Here is a 17,733-nt window from a genome sequence, read left to right as displayed (position 1 = left end):
GATGCCGGTGACACGCGCTCTCAGGCAGGTGCGCGCGTCACCGTGATGGCTGACTAGCTCGTCCCTGGTCGGCCAGGTCGTCGTAGCGGGTCTGCGTGGCCAGCGGGGCACCCGTCAGATAGCCGGACCTGCCGAGCGCGTGACCGCCCACCGCCGCCGTGGCCAGATTCACCACGATCGCCAGGGTTGCCTTCACGGCGTTGAGCGCCCCCGGCTCGTGCAGCACCACGCCGAGCAGGATCAGCGCGATACCGAGCCCTGCCGCCGTGGTGATGGCGCTAATGCGGGCGTACAGATCCGGTAGCCGCAACACCCCCACTCCCGCGAGAGCGAACACCACCGCGCCGAGCACGATCAGCACGGTCCCTGCGATCTCCAGCGCGAACGTCATCGATACCCCCTCGTCACCAGCCGAGCCAACGACAGCGTGGCGAGGAACCCGACCACGGTGGCCACCAGCACGATATCCAGCACGATCTCGGTGTTCATCCGCAGGCCGAGCAGCGCGACGACCCCGATGAAGCCGAAGAACACCAGGTCCGCCGCGACGCCCCGGTCGGCGTCGCTCGGTCCGGTCAGCACCCGGTAGGTCGCGGGTATCAGCGTCAACGCCACTATGACGAGCGCGACGTCCAGGATCACCTCCATCATGGCGCGCCTCCACTCAACCGCCGCGCCTGCGCAGGCAGTTCCCCGGCATCGCCGTACCGGCGCATCCCGATCAGCATCCGGCGCTCCAGGTCGTACAGCTCCGCGCGAAACGCCGCAGCGTCGGGCGCGTACATCCCGTGCACGTACAGCTCGGGCGGGTCGTGGGACACCGACAGCGTCAGGGTCCCCGGGGTCAGCGAGATGAGGTTGGCCAGCATCGTGATCTCCAGATCCGTACGGCACCGCAACGGTAGCCGGACGATGCCCGCCTCCATGCCGCTACCCGGGGTCACGACATCCCAGCCGACACTGACATTGGATCTGATCAGCAGCCAGATGAAGTACAGCAGGAAGCCCACTGCACGCACCGGCCAGCTCAGAAAATTGATCATCCGATCACCGCCTCGATGTATGCGGACGGATCCAACAGCCCCAGCGCCGCCTGCTCGGACAGCGCAAGGAGGAGCTGCCCACCGACGCCGAGCGACAACGTCACCGCAGCCAGGACCAGCCCCGGCAGCGCGAGCGACGGCGAGATATGGGTGAGCAACGCCCCTGGCTTGCGCGCGCTCACCGCGTGCACCTCGTCCTCATGCGCACGGCCCCAGAACACGCCCTTCCAGATCTTGAGCATGGACATCAAAGTGAGCAGGCTGACGATGATCGCGATCACCGCCGCGTAGATCTGCTCCTCGCTGATCGCCGCTGTCACCAGCGTCAGCTTGGCGACGAATCCGGAGAACGGGGGTAGACCGGCCAGCGAGAACGCCGCGCCGAGGAACGCGGCCGCCACCACCGGTTCCGTCCTGGCGATGCCGGATATCCTGCCAAGTTCGTTGGTGCCGTAGGCGACCTCCACGGCACCGGTCGACAGGAACAGCGAGGCCTTCACGATCATGTGATGGAGCAGGTAGAAAATACCGGCCATCAGCCCGATCGGTCCGAACAGCGCGACCCCGAGCAGGATATAGCCGATCTGGCTGACCATGTGGAACGCGAGGATAGAGCGGGTGGTTTCCTCGCCGACGGCACCGAGCACCCCGATCAGCATGGTCGCCGACATGACCAGCACACCGATCCACAGGTACCGGCTGTCCCCGTCGAAGATCACGGCGTAGAGCCGGTAGATCGCGTAGATCGCGACCTTGGTGTGCAGTCCGGAGAACAGCGCCGTCACCGCCGGCGAGGTGTACGGGTAGGTGCGGGCCAGCCAGCCGTGCACCGGAACCACCGCGGCCTTGATGGACAGCGCGATGAGCACCGCGCCCATCGCGGCACCCACCACAGGCGACTCCTTGCCGAGCCCGGCCAGTTCGGCGATGTTGACGGTACCCGCGGCCCCGTACACCAGAGCGACGCCTGCCAGCAGGATCGTCGAGGTCAGCAGGTTCATGGTCACGTACAACCTGCCCGCCGACAGCCGGGACATACCGCCGAGCATGGCGATCAGCCCGTAGGAGGGCAGCAGCATGACCTCGATGAACACGAACAGGTTGAACAGGTCCGCGGTGAGCAGGGCACCGTAGACACCAGCGGAAAGCGTGAGCACCAGGGGAGCGAAGTAGTGCCGGTCGTCATCCCCGGACGCCACGCCGAACGCCGAACACACCAGGCTCAGCAGCGCAGTCACCACGACCATGAGCGCACTGAACATATCGGCCACGAACGGGATGGCGATCCCGTCCGGCCACAGAGCGATGTTGTGGCCGAGCACCTGCCCACCCCAGGTCTCGACGACGAGCCACACCGCGAAGGCGAGCGCGAACGCGTTGGTGCCCAGCAGGATCACCCGGCGTAGCGCCACGGGCTCGCGCATCACCACCAGCAGCGCCGCGGCGAGCAGCGGCACGATGACGAGAACGGCAAGCAGCGCGCTGTTCATGTCCTGTCCTCGGTGTCGTCGTCGCCCTTACCCGCACCGGCGAGGGCGAGCATGTAGATCGTGATGGAGAACGCGATCACGATCGCGGTCAAGGCGAACGCTTGCGGTAGCGCATCAGCCGCATCGGCCAGGTCGCTCAGGTGCACCAGCGGCTCGTCCCGCCGCGCGGCGACACCGGCCGAGATCAACATCAGGTTGGCACCGTGGCTCAGCAGGACGAAGCCGAACGTGATGCGCACCATCCCCCGCTGCAGCACGAGGTAGACACCGCCGGCTACGAGCACGCCGATGAACAACGCCAGGGTCATCGTTGCTCACCTCCCGCCACCGACGTGGTCTCCGCGGGGTCGGCTGTGTCCTGCCCGCCAGGGCTTTCGGCCTGCCCATCGGGTGGAACCGGTTGTCGGTTGTCCATCGACCCGCGATCGGTGACCTCGTACTCCTCGATGCCCAGCCGGTTGAGCGCCGCGATGATCACGCCGATCACCGCGAGGTAGACACCGACGTCGAACACCAGCGCGGTGGTGAAGTGGTATGTGACGTCCCCGAACAGCGGGACGTCCGCGTGGAGCGGGCGCAGGAACGAGCCATCGGCGAAACCGAGCACGCCGGTCAGCGTGGCGAGCCCGATGCCGCTGGCGATCAGCCCGACGTAGGGCCAGCGGATCGGTGCCGCCGCCGCGCTCGGTGCGCTGAGGTAGGCCAGCGCGAAACCCGCGCCACCGACCAGGGCCGAGATGAAGCCACCGCCGGGCTCGTCGTGCCCCCGGAGCAGCAGGTACAGCGACAGCAGGATCAGCAGCGGCGCCAGCCACCGACCGACGGTCCTGGCGAGCACCGTGTTGCCGGTCGCCGACCCGATCGCGGTCCCGGAGAACGTCGCCACCCGGGAGCCGCGGTCACCCGGCAGCAGCCCGCTGGAGTCCAGCACCGCGATGATGATCAACCCGGCGATACCGAGCACCGTGAGTTCGCCGAGCGTGTCGAGCGCGCGGTAATCGACCAGGATCGTGTTGACCACGTTGGTGCCGCCGGTGTCCTCCTCGGCTTCGCGCAGGAAGTACTCGCCGGCTGGCGAGATCTCCCGCCTCCCGGTCAACGCGTACGTACCCAGCGCGGCAGCGGAGCCCGCGATCAGTGCCACCACCGCGGCGAAGCCCTTGCGCGCCCGGCTCGTGGGATGGAACAGCGTCGGCAACCTGCGCAGGATCAGCACGGCGACCACCACCGTCAGCACCTCGACCAGTAGCTGCGTCAACCCGACATCGGGAGCGCCGAGCAGGAAGAAGAACAGCGCCACCACGAAGCCGACGACGCCGAGCAAGGCGAGCGCGGCCAGCCGCGATTTCGCGATCACCATCCCCACGATGCCGACCACCAGCAACCCGATCAGCAGCCAGTCGACCGGCTCGGTCACCGGCTCCGGGAAGGGCGGGACACCGATACCGCCAACCAGCACGGCGCCCGTCAGCACCGCGATCAGCGCCACAGGCAGCGCGAGGTGGCGCGTCGGCGCGTTCGTCCTTGTGAGGTCGCCGACCCTGGCGCCGAGCGCGATGGTGCCGTCGAAGCACCGCTCGAACACCCCGACCCCGGTGACCGGGAACAGTGGCCGGTCGAGCAACCGGTCGATGGCCTCACGCTTGACGAACAGCACCACACCGACGGCGATGGTGATCGCCGACATGTACACCTCGGGAGCGAGGCCGTGCCACAGGCTCAGGTGCACCTCGCCGGGGATCCCCCTGGTATCCAGCACGATACGATCGATGAGCAGGTCAAGCCAGCCGGCATAGAAGCCGAGTACCAGACCGGCGATCGAGGACACCGCTGCCGGCAGCAAGAGCACCAGCGACGGTTCGCGCAGCTTGGTCTGAGTCGTGGGGCCGCCGAAGGCACCGTAGACGATCCGGAACGAGTACGCGAAGGTCAGCACCGCGCCGACCACCGCAACCGCCCCCACCAGCGGGCCGGCGAACTCCGGCCCCGGTGCTTCCAGGAAGCCCGCGAAGAGCTTCTCCTTGGAGATGAACCCGAGCAGCGGTGGCACACCGGCCATGGACAGCGCCGACAGCGCGGCCAGCGCCGCGGTGATCGGCATGACCCGGCGCAACCCGGTGAGCCTGCGAATATCCCTGCTGCCGACCTCCCTGTCGATCACGCCGACCAGCATGAAGAGCGTGGCTTTGAACAGCGCGTGCGCCAGCGTGTGCACCCCAGCCGCCGCGAGTGCGGCGGGGGTGCCGATCCCGATCACGGCGACGAGGAAGCCGAGCTGGCTCACCGTGGAATAGGCGAGCAGCTCCTTGAGGTCGTGCCGCTGCAGCGCGAACAGCGCACCGATGATCGCGGTCAGCAGACCGAAACCGATGAGCGCCACATTCCACGTCACGTTGTCGGCCAGCGCAGGGGAGAACCGCATCAGCAGGTAGATGCCGGCCTTGACCATGGCCGCGGCGTGCAGGTAGGCGCTGACCGGAGTGCTGGCCGCCATCGCGTCCGGCAACCAGTAGTGGAACGGGAACTGGGCGGACTTGGTAAACGCCGCGATGATGATCAGCACGCCCACGGTGGTGGCGAAGGCCGGATCTTCCTGCCACGCCGGGTCCGCCAGGATCACACTGAGCTGGGCCGTGCCGATGTGGACGATCATCACGATCACGGCGGCCAGCAACGCCAACCCGCCGGCTGCCGTGAGCAACAGCGTCCGAACCGCGGGTTTGTTCGCGGTCAGCCCGGTTCGCCCGATCAAAAAGAACGAGCAGATCGTGGTCAGCTCCCAGAATACGAAGAGCAGCACCACGTCGTCGGCGATCACCAAGCCGAACATGGCCGCCGCGAACAGCGACATCAGGAAGTAGTAATCGGCGTGCTTCCCACGGCTGAAGTACTGCGCCGAGTAGCCCATGATCAGCGCACCGACGCCGAGCACGAGCACCACGAAAAGCAGGCCGGTGCCGTCGAGCAGCAGGTTGAACGACACATCGAAGGTCGGCATCCACGGCGCGGAGAACTCGATGTCCTCGCCGTGCGTCACGATGCGCGGGGCGTCGACAGCGATGATGGCGCCGAGGAGCAGGAATACGACCGCGAGGGGCCACCCCGCCGCCCTACCGAGAAAACGATCGAGCATCGGGGCAGCCAGCGCGACCAACGCGAGCAGGCTGAGTACCAACGGCAGAACCACGGAGCTGCCCTTTCCGACGGATGCACGGCACGGAGAGATCGACTGTCCACGACAGGATCTCTGACTCGGACACGACTGTCACGTTGCTAGCAGCAGCCTGGCGCGTCCCTACCCGCAGGCTGTCAGCGCGTTACCGCACTGGTGACGGGGGGCATCCGCTTCCGTGGTGTCCCCAGGTACTGCTGTATCCGTTGGTGCCTGCCGAACGTGACGAGGCAGAGGGAACCGTCCGGCAACGCGATGCGGCACCTGCCGCAGCTGGCACGCTGGCACGAGACAGCCGCGAGCGCCCAAGGTCACACGGCCGGGGCATTTCCGCTGGCACCTCATCTCTCGGCCTCGTCCGTTCGTTCGCAAGTGGCACGATATCAGGCGAACGGATGACACTCGCGAGATCAACGCAGGCCATCGTGGGGTCTGTCACATCCGCTTCCGGGGTCAGAATCGGCCCGTTCGGCAGATCGACTCAGGTACGGAGGTCGCTGCACCTCGAAGTGTGCGCCATGGCACGATTGAGCCCGTGACTCAACGCAGCGAGAACGACGGTGCACCGAACATACCGCACCTCCCCCTCACGGAGGATCAAGGCGTTGGCGGTGCAGCGGGAAGCGACCAGTCGATCGGCTCGCTGGTGCGCGACGCGTCCGAACACGTCTCCACGCTGGTCCGGGCCGAGTTCGAACTGGCGAAGTCGGAGGTTGTCGGCGAGGTCAAGAAGGGCGTTCGGGGGAGCGTCTACTTCATCATCGCCGGGGTCATCGCGCTGTACAGCTCGTTCTTTTTCTTTTTCTTCGTCGGCGAGTTGCTGTCGGAGTGGCTCCGGCGCTGGGCGTCATTCGGCATCGTGTTCCTGCTGATGCTGCTCACCGCGGGCGCGTTCGCCTACCTCGGCTACCGCAAGGTACGCAAGCTCAAAGCTCCCGAACGCACCATCGACAGCGTCCGGGAAACCGCCGCGACCCTGCGCCGGGGCCAGGAACACCACCCGCCCGAGGAGGTACCCGCCGACGCGGTGGGTGGGTACCGGCCCCGCTAGCGGCCGGCAGAAGCAAGGTACAGGCGCGTACTTTCGGTGAGACAGCACCCGGATCCGTCCAGCGTCCGGTTTTCCGGCCCCTGGCGGCACCGCGACATCTCGGCCAACGGGACCTCGCTGCACGTGGCCGAGCACGGTGCCGGGCCAGTGGTACTGCTGCTGCACGGGTTCGCGGAATGCTGGTGGGTCTGGCACGCGCAGCTGATCGGGTTGGCCGAGGCCGGCTACCGACCGGTAGCTGTGGATCTGCGCGGCTACGGGGATTCGGACAAACCGCCGCGCGGTTACGACGCGTGGACGCTCGCGGGCGACGTCGCCGGGCTGGTCCGCGCCCTCGGCGCCAGGCAAGCCCACGTGATCGGGCACGCCTGGGGTGGGTTGCTCGCCTGGACGGTCGCGGCACTGCATCCCAGGGTGGTCGCCTCGATCGGCTCCGTAGCCGCGGCACACCCGCTGGCCTACCGCACCGCGCTGCGGCGGGGTTTGTTCCGCCACAGCGGGCAGTCCCAGTTACGAGCCAGCAGGCACGTGCTGCGCGCGCAGCTACCGGTCATGGCCGAGCGGTGGCTCACCCGAGACGGCGCCGCCACCGTCGAGCGGCTGCTGCGAACCTGGTCCGGTCCGGTGTGGCCGGAGCGACCCGAGTACCGGGAAGCCGCCTCCCGCTTACGTTCGGCGATGCTCATCCCCGGGGTGGCCCACTGCGCCCTCGAGTACTACCGGTGGGCGCTGCGCTCGCAACTACGAGCCGACGGCAGGCGCTTCGCCGCGGCGGTCGATAGGCCGTGCCCGTCACCGGTGCTACAGCTGCACGGCACTGCCGATAGCTGCATCCTGCCTGCCACCGCTCGATCCTCGGCCGCATGGGCGGGCACCCGGTCACGGCTGGTGCAGCTACCCGGTATCGGCCACTTCCCGCACCTCGAGGTTCCCGACGAGACCTCACGGCTGCTGCGGGAGTGGCTCGACGAGGTGTCCTGACGCCCAACTCGCGGTGTCGGGACACGAGACACGGGGTGTCACAGTGCCAGACACGGGGTGTCACACGCAGGGACCGGTGCTGACCTCATTGGTCATGCCGGGGGCCGCGGACACCTCGGAGGAGACCTGGTCGGCGGTGAGCGTGAACCCGGTGTCCGGGTCCTGCACCGAGGCGCCGAAGACCACACCGACCACGCGGCCCTGCGGATCCACCATCGGACCACCGGAGTTCCCGCTGTGCACCTCGGCGCGCACCGTGAAGACATCGCGCTGCACGGTCGCGCGGTCGTAGATGTCCGGCCCCTGTAGGTTGATGCGGTCCCTGATCCGCGCGGAGGTAGCAGTGTACGGGCCGTCCAGCGGGTAGCCGAGCACGATCGTGCTGTCGCCCGCCTGGCCCGCTCGCGGAGCGAAGTCGAGGACGGGGGCCTGCAACCGCGGCACGTCCAGCACGGCGACGTCGATGCCGGGGTCGAAATGCACCACCCTGGCCGGCAACGTGCCCGCGTCGGTGTTCACCCGCACGCTGTCGGTGCCGGCTACCACGTGCGCGTTGGTCATCACCCGCTGCGGCGCGATCACGAACCCGCTGCCTTCGAGCGACCGGCCGCAGGCGGGTGCGTCGCCGCTGATCTTCAGCACGCTCGGCCGAACCTCCTGCACGACCGGGCTCGCCTGCAGAGCCGTATCGGGAGGCTCCACCTCCGGGGCAGGCGCCCGCATGAACGGCTGCTCGAAGGTGGGAAAGATGGTGGCATCCAGCAGGTTACGCAGGTCGTTCGGTAACCGCTGTGCCTGCGGGGGCATCACGTCGTTCACCCCGCCGAGCACCACCGAGTTGTTGATCGCCGCCGTCAACCCCGGCATCCCGCTCACGCTGGTCAGCGGCACCGCCAGGAGCCAGGCGACGACGAATACGACCGCCCCCTGCATCACCGCGCCGAGCGACTTGTCGAGCCAGGACAGCTTCGGCAGCGAGACCCGTTCCTTGACCGTCCGGCCGATCCACACCCCGAAGGTCTCCCCGAGGGCGACCAGAAACACCACGGTGGCCACCGCGAAGATGACCTTCGCGGCCGGGTTCTCGACAAGCTCGACCACCGAAGGCGCCAGCCGAATGCCGAGCACAGCACCCGAGAGCACGCCGAGGAAGGCGGGCAGCGCGACGATCACTCCCTGCCTGCCACCGGAAACCGCGGCGAGCAGTGCCAGCAACACAACCAGCAGGTCAACCCAGTTCACGAGCACTCCCTCGGGTGCGCCGCGCACCGCTCGGCCTGTCGCGCCGACTTCATCACTGCCTTGGCCATCTCCCGCATCACCCTAAGCGCTGACCGTGTTCCCTCAACGCTACATCCAGCGGGCGTACGTCCGAGGTGTCCCACTGACGCTCCCAGCCACCGAGCGCGAGCAGCACGCTGAGCAGGCCCGCCGTGAATCCCCACACGAACAGCCCGTCGACGCGGAACGCGGGACCCTGCCAGCCGGCGTCCTCCCTGCGTACCTGGAACCGGTTGGCCGGGTCGGCGAGCGAAGCGAGCCGCACCCTCGCCACCTCGGCGACCTCACCGGGATCAACGACGTCGACCGGGGTGGGGTTCTCCCAGTGCGCCAGCACTGGCCTCACCGCGAAGCCGGAGACCGGCACATACAGCTCAGGGAACAACGCGACCGGCCGCACGCCATCGGGATCCAACCCGGTCTCCTCGCGCGCCTCGCGCAGGGCGGTGGCCACCGGGCCACCGTCACCGCGGTCGACACCACCGCCGGGAAAGGCCACCTGGCCCGCATGCGAATCCTGCCCGTCCGCCCTGCGCACCAGCAGCACATCCGGATCGGCGGCACCGTCCGCCGAGGGCGCGTCACCGCTGCCACCGGCGAGCAGCACGAGCACAGCGGCCTGCCGCGCCGAGCCGTCCCGCGGCGGGGTGAACCGGGTGAACGCGCCGGTGTCCAGCTCATCGGCCATCCTGACCAAGCCACGCAGCCAGCCGGGAACCTCCCCGGCGTCGACCAGCGCACCGTGCCGCATGCCGCGATCCGTATCGCTACCGGTCGCACCGCCGGGTGCCTGCCCGTTCACGCCTGCCCCCCGAACTCGCGCACCGCCTGCCGGACATCGTCGACGCTGTGGAACAGCCGCGGATTGGTGATCAACTCGATACCGCCTTCCGGGGTCACCAGGTACGAAGCGGGCAGCGCGCGCGGCACCCGGAGTGCCTCGCGCACCGGGCCGCTCGCGGAATCCCCGTCGTAGACCGACGGGAAGCTCACATCGAGCTCCCCCAGCATCTCCAGGCCCTCCACCGGGTCGCTGTCGACCTGCACGCCGAGGACATCGACCTCCTGCTGTGACCCGGCGTAGGCCTCCAGCACCGGCAGCTCGTCGAGGCACGGCGTGCACCACGTCGCCCAGACGTTGACCAGTGTCGTGCCGCCTGCCAGCAGCTCACCGAAATCCACCGGCTTGCCGTCGGCCAGGCACACCGTCTCGACATCACGCACCTGCCCGGGAACCTGACCGCCGGGCTCGGTGCCGCCCTCGCACGGGCGCAACGCCGCGTCCTGCCGTGCCTGCTCGAACTCGGCCGAGGCCGCGACGTCCGGCGGTTCGATGCCGTTACCCCCTTCGCCGCGATCACCGAGCATCGGCAGCAACGCGATCACGCCTGCGAGCGCGAGGGCACCGCACACCAGTGCCCAGCGCGCCGCCACGCTCATCGCGTGCCTCCCGCCAGTTCGAGCAGGTGCTCCCGCTCCTGGCCGCGCACCAATTCCGCGGCCTCGTCGAACCCGGTGGGCCCGATCCCGAAGGACGGGCACTGGTCAGCCAGCAGGCAGGCGCCACAAGCGGGTTTGCGAGCGTGGCAGACCCGGCGGCCGTGGAAGATGATCCAGTGGGACAGCTGGGTCCAGTCACGACGCGGGATCAGCTCGGCGACCGCATGCTCGATCTTGGTGGGATCCTCCTCCCTTGTCCAGCCCCACCGGCGCACCAGCCTGGCGAAATGGGTGTCGACGGTGAGTCCGGGAATCCCGAAGGCATTGCCGAGCACCACGTTCGCGGTCTTGCGCCCCACGCCCGGCAGGCTGGTCAGCTCCTCGAGGGTTCGCGGCACCTCGCCGTCGAACCGCTCGACGAGCGCGGCCCCGAGCCCGAGCAGCGCGTTCGCCTTGTTGCGATAGAAACCCGTCGGCCTGATGTAGGACTCGAGCTCGGCGCGGTCGGCACCCGCGTAGTCGGCCGCGGTGCGGTAGCGCGCGAACAACCCGGGCGTGACCTCGTTGACGCGCTTGTCGGTGCACTGCGCGGACAGGATCACGGCGACGAGCAGTTCCAGCGAGTTACCGAAATCGAGCTCGCACCGCGCGTCCGGGTAGGCCTCGGCCAGGCGCCGCGCCATCCGGCGCGCCCGACGCACCAGCGCGAGCCTGCTCTCTTGCCCGTTCGCGCGCCTGCGCGCCACCGCGCCAGGCGCTTTGGTCACCGGGGCGTGCGAACCTGTCTCGGTGGAGGGTGGCACACGTCCAGCCTACGGGCGATACGTGACACCCCATCGGAGGGCCGGTGCGCATCACTCACCGTGCATCGGCGAAGATGGCGCGTATGACCGTGTGGTTCGTTGTCGTGGTACCGGTCGTCATCATGGCCTTCGCGCTGTTCATGGAGCGCGTGGAACACCGGCTGAAGAACGTGTCCGTGCGGGGCGAGGAGGTGGAGGAGTTCCTGGAGCAGGCCCGCCCCAACGAGGTGAGGGCCCTCTACGGGTACGGCATCGGCCGGGCCCTCGAACTGTTCCGCCGCCGCAGGTTCGGCAGCCGAACCGGCAGGGCCCGTACCCGGAGGGCGCGCGCCTGAGGGGCTACCGCAGGCTCGGGGGCCTCGCCTGCGTCGAAGCTGGTATCAAGCAGGCACGCAGACCGCTTGGCCCGAACGGACCGGCCGGTCATCTCCCCCGACCGGGCCAGTATCGCCACAGAATCGCCCGGGATCGGCGGGTCTGCACAGGCTGAATGCGGCACGGCTTACACTACCGAACGTAAGGATGTTGCTTTGCGGTTATTACGGATGGCCGTAAGGCAGCCCACACCGAGCACAACACGCTGTGCCGACCTACAGTAGCGCGTGAGAGTTAGATGAGGCACAGTGATCGGCGACACGCATCCTCACGCCGAGGACGGCGGTCGCGTGTCGACAGGAGGCAGGAGAGGTGGACGAGACCCTCGCCCGCGCGGGCATCTTCCAGGGCGTGGAACCAGCTGCGGCTGAGGCGCTTGTACAAACCCTGGAGAGCGTGGAGTTCCCACGCGGCCACGTCATCTTCAACGAGGGCGAACCCGGCGACAAGCTCTACATCATCCAGTCAGGCAAGGTGAAGATCGGCCGCAAGTCGGCCGACGGGCGGGAGAACCTGCTCGGCATCTTCGGCCCGTCCGACATGTTCGGCGAGCTGTCGATCTTCGATCCCGGGCCCCGGACGTCCACGGCGACGACGGTCACCGAGGTTCGCGCGGTGGTCATGGACAGGGCGGCGCTGCGGCAATGGATCTCAACCCGGCCGGAGATCTCCGAGCAGCTGCTCCGGGTGGTCGCGCGCAGGCTGCGCCGTACCAACAACATGGTCGCCGAGCTGATCTTCACCGACGTCCCCGGTCGCGTGGCGAAGGCACTGCTGCAGCTGGCGCAGCGTTTCGGTAGCCAGGAAGCAGGGTTGCTGCGCGTCACGCACGACCTTACCCAGGAGGAGATCGCGCAGTACGTCGGCGCGTCCCGCGAGACGGTCAACAAGGCGCTCGCGGACTTCGCGCACCGCGGCTGGCTCCGGCTCGAAGGTAAGAGCGTGCTGATCCTCGACCCGGAACGACTCGCGCGTCGCGCGCGCTGACCGCCTAGTCGCCGCCGGGCCGGTTCCGCCGTCCGGCCAGGACACGAGGCGCTGCGGTCACCTCACGTGCCTCACGCGAGCGAACCGGGCAAATACAACAGCGAACACAACAATAGGGGCCGGGCGCCACCCCCGACGTGGCACACCGGCCCCTATTGCTCGCGGTCCATCCCCCGACGTACCGCGTTTCCCCGCCCTCCGGCCGAAGGCCCCGACCCGATACCGGAGGGAGTCTCGCGTCATACTGTTATGGTTGCGACGACGGTGCTCGGCCGGGATGGTAGAGCACCTCAAGCGCGTGGTGTGACTTTCCACGATCCACGACAGGTCCCGTCGGTCTCAACCCGATTCACTCGCTAGGACGTATGTCGGAGCCGATTCGTTGTCAATCAGGCCGTAAAATCCCGTGATCGTTACTGGATCGAGACCGACTCGTGATCCCCGGCGTTGGTCCCGTCATTCCGGTCGGGTCCTCAGGTAATCCAGCTGGGCGCGTACGCTCTCCTCCGCCGCGCCCCACAGGGCAGGGTCGGTGTCGGAGTAGACGTACTCCACGATCGCCCTGGCGCTCGCGTCGCGGCCGAGCACCCGCAGCGCCTGCCGGATCTGGTCGAGGCGTTGCTGACGGTGCTCCAGGTACTCGCGCACGGTGCCCGTCAGGTCTCCCAACTCGGCACCGTGGCCAGGCAGGCCGAGCGCACCGCCGGGGAGCTCGCTCAGCAGCCGCAACGAGTACAGGTACTCGCCGAGATCGCTCAGCACGGTCGTGCCACGCCCCAGGATGGTGTCGCCGGTGAAGACATGGGAGCGTTCCGGGCGATCGAGTACGAACGTCACCGAGTCCGCGGTGTGCCCCGGGGTGTGCAGCACCCGTATCACCAGCTCACCAGCGGCAACGACCTCGCCGTCGACCAGCGGTCCGGCGCCGTGACACTGTGCCGGCGCGAACGCGCGCACCGGTGCGCGGACCTGGTCGGCGAACCGGGAAGCGCCCTCGGCGTGGTCGGGGTGGTGGTGGGTGAGCAGCACGAGCTCGACCTCGCCCGCGGCCGCGGCGAGCCGCTCCAGGTGGTCGTGGTCATCGTGTCCCGGGTCGATCACCACGCAGGGAGCGTCGTCACGTGCGCGCACGATCCAGCTGTTGGTGCCTTCCAGGGTCATCGGGGAGGGGTTACGTTCCAGCAGCACTGCGGTCACCGGGCTGACGCGTCGCAACTCGCCGTAAGCGGGATGGCTGGGCGTCATAGCGTGAACTCCTGCCCGTCGATATCCACTCGCAGTCCCCGATCGTCCCGGATCAACCGTGGCGTGATCCGGCGGATGCTGCGCTCGGCCGCGAGCGCGTCGGCCACCGAGCCCAGCTCGGCGAGCTCGGCCAGTGCCACCCAAGTCGGCGGCAGCACGGTCGTGCGGCCCGCGCGCGCATCAGCCAGCGCGTCGGCAGGCTGCTGCCATCCCGAGCCGACCGCTTCGGTCGTCTCGCCGTCCGCGCACTGGCCTTCCGGTAGCGCGGCGAGAAAGAACCGCGTGTCGTAGCGGCGCGACTCACCGCGTGGGGTGAGCCAGTGCGCCCACGGCCGTAGCAGGTCGGCCCGTAACACCAGCCCGGTGCCGGTGAGGAACTCCGCGAGCGACAGTTGCCTGCTCACCAAGGCGCGCCGAGCCTCACGGAACCGGCCGGTGTCACCGACCACCGCCCCGGAAGCCTCGCCTGCCAGCAGCACGCCGGACTCCTCGAAGGTTTCCCGCACCGCCGCGCAGGCCAGCGCCCTCGCCAGTGCGGGGTCGCAGTCGAAGTGCGCCGCCCACTCCTCAGGCGGCGGTCCCTGCCACGCGATCGAGGCATCGGCATCGCGCCGGTCGACCCCACCGCCGGGGAAGACCGTCATACCCGCGGCGAAGTCCATCTGCGCCACGCGGTGTTGCAAGAAAACCTCCGGCCCACCCGCGCCGTCGCGTAGCAGGATCACCGTGGCGGCAGGCCGGATCGGGACGTCATCCCCGTGGGCATCATCCCCGCGAGCGTCATCGCAGGCGGTGCCGCCTGCCCCCGGCTCGCCAGCCGTGCCCTCGTCGTGCCGCGAACTCACGCGACCTCGACGATCAGCTCGACTTCCACCGGTGCGCCCATCGGTAGCTCGGCCACACCGACCGCCGACCGGGCGTGCACCCCGGCCTCGGCGAAGATCTCACCGAACAGTTCGGAAGCGCCGTTGAGCACCGCGGGCTGCGCGGTGAAACCTTCGGCGGACGCCACGAATCCGACCACCTTGACGATACGGACCACCGAGTCGATACCCACCAGGTTGTGCACAGCGGCCAGCGCGTTGAGCCCGCAGGTACGCGCGAGCTCGGTGGCCTCGGCCTCACTCACCTCGGCACCGACCTTGCCGCTCGCGGCCAGCGTCCCCTGCACCATCGGGACCTGGCCCGCAGTGTAGACCAGCGACCCGGTCCGCACCGCGGGGACGTACGCGGCGACCGGCGCCGCCACCGGCGGCAGCTCGATCCCCAACTCGGCCAGCCTCGCGCTCCAGCTCATCCCAACTCCCTCGATACCGGCGATCTCGATCAGCTACCCGCTTCGCTCGCACGGTAGCGGTGACCGCCCGCGGTGTCAGCCCTCCAGCGGACGCTTGAGGTAGGCGACATGCTGCTCACCGGTCGGGTTCGGCAACACCGTGACCAGCTCCCAGCCGTCCTCGCCCCACTGGTCAAGGATCTGCTTGGTGGCGTGGATCAGCAGCGGAACCGTGGCGTACTCCCACTTCGTCGCGCTCACTGCGCATCCTCGTTTCGTTCTCGGGTGCCGTTACTCCCGGCAGCCTAGCTGCCGGGACGCCGGCCGGAGCGCAGGGGAGCGCCCGCCGGTAAGCCTCACCGGCCGCCCTAACACCAGCGACAGAAAACGGCTGTTGTGTCGGTAAGCCGGTTATGGCTAATCTCATGCGCATTGTCCCGTACCGGGCGCGCCCGCCCGGCTGCCCGCCGAACGAGGTGAAGCATGCGCACCGTGCCGTACGTGTTCTCGATCATCGCGGTCCTGGTTCTGGCCGGCCTTCCGGCCCAGGCTTCGGCCACACCCGCCGCAGCTACCGGGACCGGCCCCTCCGCGGGCGTGCTGGCTTCGTCGATCGAGCCGGACGCTGTGGAGATCGGTGATCCCGACACCCCACCACCTGGTGCGAACGACTGGTCCTGCGAGCCGGATGAGCAGCGACCGAACCCCGTCGTGCTGGCGCACGGGCTGCTCGCCAACCAGGCGGCCAACTGGCGGATGCTGGCCCCGCTGCTAGCCGACGAGGGCTACTGCGTCTTCTCGTTGACCTACGGTGTCAAGGACGGCGTCGGGACCCCTGTGTACACCCCGGGCGGGATGACCAGGATGGAGGATAGCGCCGAGGAGTTCGGGGCGTTCGTCGACAGGGTGCTCGCCGAGACCGGCGCCCAACAGGTCGATCTGGTTGGGCACTCGCAAGGCACCCTCATGCCCAGCTACTACGTCCGGTTCCTCGACGGTGCCGCCAACATCGACAACTACATCAGCCTGACCCCGCTGTGGCAAGGAACCACGCTGCTCGGCCTGGACACCCTGTATGCCTACGGCGAGGTTCTCGGCCTGCGGCCGGTGGTGGATCTCGCGCTGGAGACGGTGTGCGAATCCTGCTCCCAGTTCCTGCGCGGCTCGGACTTCCTCAAGCGGCTGCACGCTGTCGGGATCTTCGACCCGGACGTCACCTACACCAACGTCGTTACCCGCTACGACGAGGTCGTCGTGCCCTACACCAGCGGCATCGCCGAGGGCGAGAACATCACCAACATCGTGTTGCAGGACGAGTGCTCCCGGGACTTCGGCATGCACGTGGCGCCTGCGTTCAGCACCCATGCCGCTGGCCACGTGCTGAACGCGCTCGACCCGGCAGCAGCCGAACCGGTGCCGTGCCGGTTCGTCGGCCCGGCCGGTAACCGGTGGTGGTGATCCCGCTCACGCCCGCCGGTGGTTCACCACGTCAGGGCAGCTCGCGGGCTGACCGCGATGCTGTGCCACAGCACGTCCTGGCTTACGCTTGCCACTGATGACATCGCTCGACAGCCTCGACCACCTGGCGCATGCGGGCGCTGGTTGGACAGCCGAGCTCGCCCGTGCCCGCCTGCACTTCGTGACGGGTAAGGGAGGGACGGGCAAGACGACGCTGGCCACCGCACTGAGCCTCGCCCTTGCCAGCGGTGGCCGCCGGGTACTGCTCGTGGAGGTCGAGGGCAGACAGGGCATCGCGCAGGTGACCGACAACGAACCGTTGCCCTATGGTGAGCGGCACGTCCTCTCCGCCCGCGACGGCGGTGACCTGCGCGCGCTGCACATCGATGCCGAGGCCGCGCTGCTCGAGTACTTCGACATGTTCTACAACCTCGGCTTCGCCGGACGCACCTTACGCAGGATGGGTGCGGTGGAGTTCGCCACCACGCTGGCCCCTGGGCTGCGGGACGTGCTGCTCACCGGCAAGATCAAGGAGTGCGTCTCGCGCACGGAATCCGACGGCCGTTACACCTACGATCACGTGGTGGTCGACGCGCCACCGACGGGCCGCGTGGTGAAGTTCCTCGACGTAACACGCGCACTGACCGACATCGCGAAGACCGGCCCCATCAGGAGCCAGGCCGAAGGCGTGGTCAAGCTGATGCACTCGGAGAACACCGTGGTGCACATCGTCACGCTGCTTGAGGAGATGCCGGTCAGGGAAACCCTGGAGGCCGTCGCCGAGCTGGACGAGGCCGACCTGCGCCCCGGCGCCGTACTGATCAACCGCATGCGCCCGCCGCGGCTACCGCAGGACACACTGCCCGAGGCCGCGCGGGGGAACCTCGACGTCGACACGATCCGCCGCGAGCTGTCCAGGATCGGCTACGACCTGGCCGACGAGGTGCTGCACGGCCTGGTGGCCGAGGCCAGCGAGCACGCCAAGCGGGTCACCGCCGAGCAGTCCGCGCTCGACCAGCTCGCCGAGGGAGACCTTCCCGCGCTCCAGCTGCCCGAGCTGACCGCCGGGGTGGATGTCGCGGCGCTATACGAACTCGCCGACACGCTCAGCGAACAGGGGGTGCGGTGACC

The 17,733-nt window shown here is 68.6% G+C and carries 20 protein-coding genes; 6 read left to right on the top strand and 14 right to left on the bottom strand.

Translation table 11 applies throughout. The annotated features are described in order from the left end of the window. Positions 1-37: 37 nt before the first annotated feature. The 6 genes from F8178_RS02500 to F8178_RS02475 are packed head-to-tail and all read right to left on the bottom strand — an operon-like array spanning position 38 to position 5,720. Complete coding sequence (locus F8178_RS02500) at positions 38-391, bottom strand: monovalent cation/H(+) antiporter subunit G (protein ID WP_317492939.1); 354 nt, start codon at positions 389-391, stop codon at positions 38-40. Then, positions 388-651, bottom strand: coding sequence for a monovalent cation/H+ antiporter complex subunit F (locus F8178_RS02495; protein ID WP_317492938.1), 264 nt, complete (start codon positions 649-651; stop codon positions 388-390). Before F8178_RS02495 ends, F8178_RS02500 begins: the two co-directional genes overlap by 4 nt. Continuing rightward, on the bottom strand, positions 648-1,043 hold the full coding sequence (locus F8178_RS02490) for a Na+/H+ antiporter subunit E (RefSeq protein ID WP_317492937.1): 396 nt from the start codon (positions 1,041-1,043) through the stop codon (positions 648-650). Before F8178_RS02490 ends, F8178_RS02495 begins: the two co-directional genes overlap by 4 nt. Continuing rightward, entirely contained in the window at positions 1,040-2,533 is a 1,494-nt protein-coding gene (locus tag F8178_RS02485) for a monovalent cation/H+ antiporter subunit D family protein (RefSeq protein WP_317492936.1), read from the bottom strand. The genes F8178_RS02490 and F8178_RS02485 overlap by 4 nt, the downstream gene beginning before the upstream one ends. After that, entirely contained in the window at positions 2,530-2,841 is a 312-nt protein-coding gene (locus F8178_RS02480; RefSeq protein ID WP_317492935.1) for a cation:proton antiporter subunit C, read from the bottom strand. Before F8178_RS02480 ends, F8178_RS02485 begins: the two co-directional genes overlap by 4 nt. Beyond that, positions 2,838-5,720 (bottom strand): DUF4040 family protein, encoded by a 2,883-nt coding sequence (locus tag F8178_RS02475; protein ID WP_317492934.1) that lies wholly within the window; start codon positions 5,718-5,720, stop codon positions 2,838-2,840. Before F8178_RS02475 ends, F8178_RS02480 begins: the two co-directional genes overlap by 4 nt. Before the next feature lie 520 nt (positions 5,721-6,240). Between F8178_RS02475 and F8178_RS02470 the strand changes: the two genes are divergently transcribed. Both F8178_RS02470 and F8178_RS02465 read left to right on the top strand, forming a co-directional pair. After that, a complete protein-coding gene (locus F8178_RS02470; RefSeq protein ID WP_317492933.1) occupies positions 6,241-6,756 on the top strand; it encodes a phage holin family protein in 516 nt (171 codons plus the stop codon). 36 nt (positions 6,757-6,792) lie between these two features. After that, positions 6,793-7,737: an alpha/beta hydrolase gene (locus F8178_RS02465; protein ID WP_317492932.1), complete on the top strand. Its 945-nt coding sequence runs from the start codon at positions 6,793-6,795 to the stop codon at positions 7,735-7,737. 60 nt (positions 7,738-7,797) lie between these two features. On the opposite strand, the gene F8178_RS02460 is transcribed toward F8178_RS02465, so the two are convergent. The 4 genes from F8178_RS02460 to nth form a co-directional block, all read right to left on the bottom strand. After that, positions 7,798-8,979, bottom strand: a complete 1,182-nt coding sequence (locus F8178_RS02460) for a MarP family serine protease (RefSeq protein ID WP_317492931.1) — start codon at positions 8,977-8,979, stop codon at positions 7,798-7,800. Between the two features lie 76 nt (positions 8,980-9,055). Next, positions 9,056-9,769, bottom strand: coding sequence for a CoA pyrophosphatase (locus tag F8178_RS02455; protein WP_317493063.1), 714 nt, complete (start codon positions 9,767-9,769; stop codon positions 9,056-9,058). Positions 9,770-9,816: 47 nt separating this feature from the next. Continuing rightward, positions 9,817-10,458 carry a TlpA disulfide reductase family protein gene (locus F8178_RS02450; RefSeq protein WP_317492930.1) on the bottom strand — a complete coding sequence of 214 codons (642 nt, stop codon included), beginning with the start codon at positions 10,456-10,458 and terminating at the stop codon, positions 9,817-9,819. Beyond that, on the bottom strand, positions 10,455-11,141 hold the full coding sequence (nth, locus tag F8178_RS02445; RefSeq protein ID WP_317493062.1) for an endonuclease III: 687 nt from the start codon (positions 11,139-11,141) through the stop codon (positions 10,455-10,457). The genes F8178_RS02450 and nth overlap by 4 nt, the downstream gene beginning before the upstream one ends. A 203-nt stretch (positions 11,142-11,344) precedes the next feature. Between nth and F8178_RS02440 the strand changes: the two genes are divergently transcribed. Together F8178_RS02440 and F8178_RS02435 are read left to right on the top strand one after the other, a co-directional pair. Further along, complete coding sequence (locus tag F8178_RS02440) at positions 11,345-11,596, top strand: hypothetical protein (RefSeq protein ID WP_317492929.1); 252 nt, start codon at positions 11,345-11,347, stop codon at positions 11,594-11,596. Between the two features lie 352 nt (positions 11,597-11,948). Beyond that, a complete protein-coding gene (locus F8178_RS02435; protein ID WP_317492928.1) occupies positions 11,949-12,623 on the top strand; it encodes a Crp/Fnr family transcriptional regulator in 675 nt (224 codons plus the stop codon). Between the two features lie 456 nt (positions 12,624-13,079). On the opposite strand, the gene F8178_RS02430 is transcribed toward F8178_RS02435, so the two are convergent. The 4 genes from F8178_RS02430 to F8178_RS02415 all read right to left on the bottom strand — a co-directional run bounded on the left by F8178_RS02430 (position 13,080) and on the right by F8178_RS02415 (position 15,405). Then, the gene (locus F8178_RS02430; RefSeq protein WP_317492927.1) at positions 13,080-13,868 is read right to left on the bottom strand and encodes an MBL fold metallo-hydrolase; all 789 of its coding nucleotides are present in this window, start codon (positions 13,866-13,868) and stop codon (positions 13,080-13,082) included. Next, entirely contained in the window at positions 13,865-14,611 is a 747-nt protein-coding gene (locus F8178_RS02425; protein ID WP_317493061.1) for an NUDIX hydrolase, read from the bottom strand. Before F8178_RS02425 ends, F8178_RS02430 begins: the two co-directional genes overlap by 4 nt. Positions 14,612-14,709: 98 nt before the next feature. Beyond that, positions 14,710-15,165 carry a RidA family protein gene (locus F8178_RS02420; protein WP_317492926.1) on the bottom strand — a complete coding sequence of 152 codons (456 nt, stop codon included), beginning with the start codon at positions 15,163-15,165 and terminating at the stop codon, positions 14,710-14,712. A gap of 75 nt (positions 15,166-15,240) precedes the next feature. Continuing rightward, positions 15,241-15,405, bottom strand: coding sequence for a DUF4177 domain-containing protein (locus F8178_RS02415; protein WP_317492925.1), 165 nt, complete (start codon positions 15,403-15,405; stop codon positions 15,241-15,243). A gap of 222 nt (positions 15,406-15,627) precedes the next feature. Here F8178_RS02415 and F8178_RS02410 point away from each other — a divergent pair, with 222 nt between their 5' ends. Next, positions 15,628-16,602: an alpha/beta fold hydrolase gene (locus F8178_RS02410; RefSeq protein WP_317492924.1), complete on the top strand. Its 975-nt coding sequence runs from the start codon at positions 15,628-15,630 to the stop codon at positions 16,600-16,602. 97 nt (positions 16,603-16,699) lie between these two features. Then, positions 16,700-17,731, top strand: a complete 1,032-nt coding sequence (locus F8178_RS02405; RefSeq protein WP_317492923.1) for an ArsA-related P-loop ATPase — start codon at positions 16,700-16,702, stop codon at positions 17,729-17,731. Positions 17,732-17,733: the final 2 nt, after the last annotated feature.

The organism is Haloechinothrix sp. LS1_15 (assembly GCF_033042135.1).
Classification (GTDB): Bacteria; Actinomycetota; Actinomycetes; order Mycobacteriales; family Pseudonocardiaceae; genus Haloechinothrix.
Note: the sequence above shows the minus strand (reverse complement) of the source record. Positions and strands in the feature narration are given on the sequence as shown.